Here is a 5,275-nt window from a genome sequence, read left to right on the forward strand (position 1 = left end):
CAAGTGCTGTGCCTGCCTCACGTGCAGATCGACCTCTATGGGGACCAGGCGGTTCTGGACAAGGCTCTTGACCTGTGGAGCGATACCCAACAAGGTCCCGTGCCATTGGTGCATGGCGGCAACTGGATGGTGGTGGACCTCACCGGGGTGGCTACTGGTGAGCCGTCGGCCATTGACCTAGAAGGGCTTGCATCAGAGATGGACGCCGAATACGAGACCGTCGCCTCCTGACGACCCGTCGGTGACCGGCGAGCGATCGTCTATCGGACAGGACCGCGACGAGGAGTGAGCAAGGGCCGAGAACCTCCCCGACGGTTCAAGACGCTCCAAGCCTCTTTCTGCAGGTCCGCTCCGGCATCCGTCGTCAGAGTTCTGTCATGTCGTCTTCAACGACATGGCCCGAGTAGCTCCGCAAGCGACCGACAATCTCGTCTCGCCGATCACGGAATGCAAGCGGCATCACACGTGACCAATCTGGTTCCGCTGGCACGTATAGGACACGGGAACCGCCTCCCCAGGCAGCTACGAACGTGTGGGCCTCGAGGCCCTCCCGGTACTGGATGGCTTCCTTGCCAACGATTCGGATGTCGAAACCCTGCCGCGGTCCGCTTCGCCGGCGCAATTGCCTTCGCGCTCTCAGGAGAAGAACGAGGATGCGGAGGATGATCCCGAGCCCCATTGCAACGATGATGCTTTCGGCAAAAGATGAATCGCCCAGAACGGGGATCGTCTCGAATGGCAGGAGGAGAATCGCGCTCCCGACCAGGACGAGTACGACTGCGGCAAAGAACCATCTGCGCTCTTCCAGGGGCAGGGGCTTCATGCCAACAGTGTGCGGCACGAATGCGCAGCAGGCGGTCCGATGGCCGATCCCCTATCGGGCGGTCGGCTCGGAGATGATCCGGTCGAGCCATTCCCCGAGGAGGCGTCGCTCGGGGTCGCTTAGCTGGTTGAGCTCGGGAGCGACGGCGCGGAACGCGACGGCTGCAGCCAAATGACCTGACCGGGCCGCCACGGGCGCATCCGTCAGGATCTGCGCCAGGACGCCCTCGAACACGGCATCCGCCAGTCCGGGATCACGCTCGGCGGGAGGCGTGGCAAGGATCGTCGTGATGACGCCCGCTCCCGCCGATTGGATGAGTCCCACCGCCCGCGCCTCCGGCACCGCGAGGCGCCCGGCGGCGGCGACCCGGCGGACACGAGCAGCAAGGACGTCCTTGCCCAGGCGAGCAGCAGGCGAGCCCGCGACACGACGCGAGTCGCTGAGGAGGGCGAAGAGAGCCGGGTTCTCGAGACCGAACTCGACCTGACGACGCCACCCGTCGCAGAGCTCCTCGACTGGATCGACATCCGCCGCGGCAGCGGCGGCCACGGTCGAGGCTTTGTCCGCGACAAAGGACGCCATGACGTGCTCAGCAACGGCCTCGAGCAGGCCGTCCTTGTCACCGAAGAGCCGGTAGATCGCGGGGGCCTGGACGCCAGCGGCCTGCGCGACGCCTCGCGTTGTGACAGCGCTCGGGCCCTGCTCACGGAGGAACCGGGCAGCGACCTCGACGATGCGCATCCGGGTGTCAGCAGGAACGGTTTCGTCAGTCACGAAATCAACGATACCGCCCACTTGCTATCAGCGCGATTCCGGCGATACTCTTGCGACGTTCCGCTGATATCAGGTCGCGGTTCGACGAGAGGCTCACCCCCATGATCATCATCACCGGCGCCACGGGCGCCCTGAACGGCTCCACCGTCGAGCACCTCCTGAAGACCCTTCCCGCATCCGAGATCGCCATCGTCGCCCGCGACGCCGCCAAGGCCGTCCACTTCGCAGACCGCGGAGTCGAGGTGCGGACGGGCGACTACGCCGACCCTGCGTCCTTGCCCGCTGCCTTCGCCGGAGCAGACCAGCTTCTCCTCGTCTCGGCGAGCGACCCGCACGCCGACGCCGTCGCGCTGCACCGCAACGCCGTCGAAGCAGCAGTGGTCGCCGGTGTCGGCCGGGTCCTCTACACGAGCCACCAGGGGGCGGCACTCGACACCCCCTTCGGACCGGGACGCGACCACGCGGCCACCGAACGGCTGCTCGCCGAGTCGGGACTGGTCTGGACGTCGCTGCGCAACGGCTTCTACGCGCACAGCCTGACCTGGTTCCTCGGCGACTGGCGCGAGACGGGCGTCATCACGGTCCCTGCCGACGGGCCTGTGTCGTGGACGGCCCGGGAAGACGCGGCCGAAGCCGCCGCGCGCATCCTGCTCTCGGACGGCGCCTACAACGGGCCGACGACCCTGACCGCGCCCGCGGCTCCCACGTTCGCGGACGTCGCAGCGATCGCTGCCGATGTCGCCGGGCGACCGGTCGAGACCGTGGTGCTCGGGGACGACGACTGGGTCGCGCACCAGGTGTCGTCGGGGCAGCCGGAGTTCATGGCACGCTTCATGCTCGACATGTACCGCGCCGCCGCCGGCGGGTTCTTCGCCGGCACCGACCCTTTGTTGGGCAAGGTCCTCGATCGCGAGCCCGCGTCCGTCCGCGACCTGCTTACTGCGCAGCTCGCGACGACCGGCCACTAAACGACATCTCGTCCCACAGGCCGATCCCCTACTGAGACGCTCAGGACATGCGGTCCCGACTCCGCAGCTGGCGGCGAGCCTTGCGTCGAGGGGTCAGCGCGACAAACGCGACGATCGCGCAGAACACACCACCCCCTACAACGGTCGCAGCCTCCGCACCGGTGAAACCTCTCGAAAGGAGAGCCGCCAAGAGGCCGTTGAGCGATGGGCTACCGGTTCGCGATCTGCCCTCGATCCTCTCCAGCGCTGCGGCTGCTTCGCGAGAAGTCACTCCAACGCTCCTCGTACTCCCGATCCTGACGTTCTTCTAGCTGCTTGAACGCTCGCTCACGCGACTCGTTGTCAAGATCGCGACGGTAGACGAGGTCCATGAACTCCGCACCCCACCTATGCGTAACGCTCTCGAACTGATTGACGCGCTTCCACACCTGAGCGACCTTCTCGACCGTCAAGGACGGAAAGACCTCCTCGATACGCGCAGGCATACGGCGTACTCGAATCATGAACGCGGCATCGAGCAGGGTCAGCTCTCGCAGTTCCTCTAGGGTCACGTTGGCACCGTACCTCCAAGCGCCGCACTGTCTCGATAGCCGATCGGTCACCGACCATCGGCGGAGGCTAGCCACTCCGGCGACATCACGCTCACGCCCGACGACCTGGCAGAGCTGGACTGACAGACCCGGCCCACCCCTCCCGCGGCGAGCCCGACGAGCCGTGGGAGGGTCGTCACCGGTCGGCGAGGACGGGACGTCACGTCGAAGACCTCGTTCTCGCGGGTCAGCCAGAAGAGAGGGTTCCGCTAAACCATCGTCTATCGGGCACCGAGGAGGTCGAGCGGCGGGTTGATCCAGACGCCACTGCGATCGACTGCACGCTCTTGCTCTCCACATCCGGTGATGACGGTATCTGCGGCGAACACAGTCGTCTTTCGGGATGAGGTCGCTGGGCACATCACCATCGGTGATCGACCGAGGTAGACCGCTAGACCACCTGCTGCCCGTGATGTGCCGCACGGCGCTCCGTCACGAGGAAGACGACGAGCAGCACGACGCCGACGAGGACGACCACGATGTTGCCAAGCTGAGCCAGGGACCCAAGGCCGCCCTGCAGGGGGTATGTGCCCTGCATGAAGATGCTCGGGTCTGTGCTCGCGTGAAGCAGGATCGGAGCGATGATTGTTCCCGTCACCCGGAGGGTGAGGTACATGCAGAGGCCGAAGAAGAACGTGTAGAGCATCTGCAGCATCGTGGGGATCAGCGCTTGACCGGTGAAGAGGTTGGTCGCGTGCAGCAGCGAGAACAACGCCGCGGAGACGAGCCCGACGGCGATCTCGGAACGGCCGGCCGAGCGCATGATGCGTACCACGTACCCACGAGTCAGCACTTCTTCGGAGAAGCCGATAACCAGTCCTGCCAGGAGCCACGCGGCGACCCAGTCCAAGCCTGCAGCGTCGTAGTCGATGCTCGCGAACCGGAGCACGTTGAAGAGCAGCACGACGGCGACGGCGATCCACATCCAGCCTCGGCCCGGGACGTCCTGCCGTGCGAAGAGGCCTCGCAGCCAGCCGAGGCTGGCACCGAAGCCGATCAGGATGAGGCTGCCGATCAGGACCGGGACGACGATGAGGACGAGGACATAGCTGGCTGATCCAGCGTCGCCGATGAATGGCACGAAGGGTGCCATGAGGAGCGATGCCGGTTCGTAGATGGCGAGGTAGCCGACGGCGAGGATCAGCGCCTTCCACCAACGACCCCGTTCCCAGAACCGCGTCCACCCTGATCGTGCAGCAGTGTCTTCCATCATCATCCCCTCGATTGGTTTTCAGTTAACCACCAGGTTCGAGACAGATTCAAGTTCAAGTCGGTGGGCGAGAGTCCGCCTTAGGCGCGCTCCGCTGCGTGCCGATCGTGGTCAAACTGCGCAAACGCACGCGACCGATGACGATGCATGCCGCTGTGCCTCCCCACCAGATGAGAAGGGCGACGATCGCGACCACGAGATAGGCGTCCTCGGTCGCCGCCCCGGCGTACGGCTTGGCGTCCAGGGCGTTCAGGGCTACCCGAACGAGGGCGGCCCCGAGGACGACGCTGAGGATGCAACCCACCGCAACGCCTGCGTAGATGCGTCGCCGTCGCGATGGGCTGTCCGGTTGCTCAGGCTTCATGGTCGTGGCCTGCCCGTCGGCGTCGCACTGCTATCAGGGTGAACCCTGCCAGCAAGAAGAGTGCGGCCGCCGTGAGTACGTGACCCGATCTTCTTCGTCGCCCTCCTTCAGAAAAGCAGCTGGCGCAAGCCCTCAAAGTGGCGCCTGGTCGGCGCGCTGAATTGCCCGGTAGACAGTCGAACGCGCGACCCCGAACAGCTCGGCGATCTCGCTTGTGGTGTGCTCGCCGGTGCGGTGCAGCTGCACGAGATGCTTCTCCTGCGAAGCGGTCAGCTTCGGTTTGCGGCCGCGGAGCTTGCCGGCGGCCTTGGCGATCGCCATCCCTTCACGGGTACGGGCGCGGATGAGGTCGACCTCGAACTCGGCGACCATGCCGAGGACGTTGAACAAGAGCCTGCCGACGGGGTCGGTGGGGTCGTAGACCGCTCCCCCGAGGTTCAAGGCGACGCCCTTCTTCGTTAACTCGTCGGCGATGTCGGTGGCGTCTCGCAGCGACCGGGCGAGACGGTCGAGCTTCGTGACGACCAGGACATCGCCGGTGCGGCA

8 protein-coding genes are annotated in these 5,275 nt (G+C 65.7%); 2 read left to right on the forward strand and 6 right to left on the reverse strand.

The window, feature by feature from the left end; all coding sequences use genetic code 11:
• Positions 1-231 (forward strand): hypothetical protein (locus IFT45_RS16570; protein ID WP_206759084.1); only part of this gene is annotated, 231 nt, incomplete at its 5' end.
• A gap of 133 nt (positions 232-364) precedes the next feature.
• On the opposite strand, the gene IFT45_RS16575 is transcribed toward IFT45_RS16570, so the two are convergent.
• Both IFT45_RS16575 and IFT45_RS16580 read right to left on the reverse strand, forming a co-directional pair.
• On the reverse strand, positions 365-823 hold the full coding sequence (locus IFT45_RS16575; RefSeq protein ID WP_192129533.1) for a hypothetical protein: 459 nt from the start codon (positions 821-823) through the stop codon (positions 365-367).
• Between the two features lie 51 nt (positions 824-874).
• Entirely contained in the window at positions 875-1,618 is a 744-nt protein-coding gene (locus IFT45_RS16580; RefSeq protein WP_371811071.1) for a TetR/AcrR family transcriptional regulator, read from the reverse strand.
• Positions 1,619-1,698: 80 nt separating this feature from the next.
• Between IFT45_RS16580 and IFT45_RS16585 the strand changes: the two genes are divergently transcribed.
• Positions 1,699-2,565 carry an NAD(P)H-binding protein gene (locus IFT45_RS16585; protein WP_192129535.1) on the forward strand — a complete coding sequence of 289 codons (867 nt, stop codon included), beginning with the start codon at positions 1,699-1,701 and terminating at the stop codon, positions 2,563-2,565.
• Positions 2,566-2,774: 209 nt separating this feature from the next.
• Here IFT45_RS16585 and IFT45_RS16590 read toward each other — a convergent pair whose 3' ends face one another.
• The 4 genes from IFT45_RS16590 to IFT45_RS16605 form a co-directional block, all read right to left on the reverse strand.
• Positions 2,775-3,116: a hypothetical protein gene (locus IFT45_RS16590; protein WP_192129537.1), complete on the reverse strand. Its 342-nt coding sequence runs from the start codon at positions 3,114-3,116 to the stop codon at positions 2,775-2,777.
• A gap of 430 nt (positions 3,117-3,546) precedes the next feature.
• Positions 3,547-4,371: a CPBP family intramembrane glutamic endopeptidase gene (locus IFT45_RS16595; protein ID WP_244638079.1), complete on the reverse strand. Its 825-nt coding sequence runs from the start codon at positions 4,369-4,371 to the stop codon at positions 3,547-3,549.
• 49 nt (positions 4,372-4,420) lie between these two features.
• Positions 4,421-4,729, reverse strand: coding sequence for a hypothetical protein (locus tag IFT45_RS16600; protein WP_156155572.1), 309 nt, complete (start codon positions 4,727-4,729; stop codon positions 4,421-4,423).
• Between the two features lie 132 nt (positions 4,730-4,861).
• A partial coding sequence (locus tag IFT45_RS16605) for a recombinase family protein (RefSeq protein WP_192129541.1) occupies positions 4,862-5,275 on the reverse strand: 414 nt, incomplete at its 5' end.

The organism is Frigoribacterium sp. CFBP 13707 (genome assembly GCF_014842245.1).
Lineage (GTDB): Bacteria > Actinomycetota > Actinomycetes > Actinomycetales > Microbacteriaceae > Frigoribacterium > Frigoribacterium endophyticum.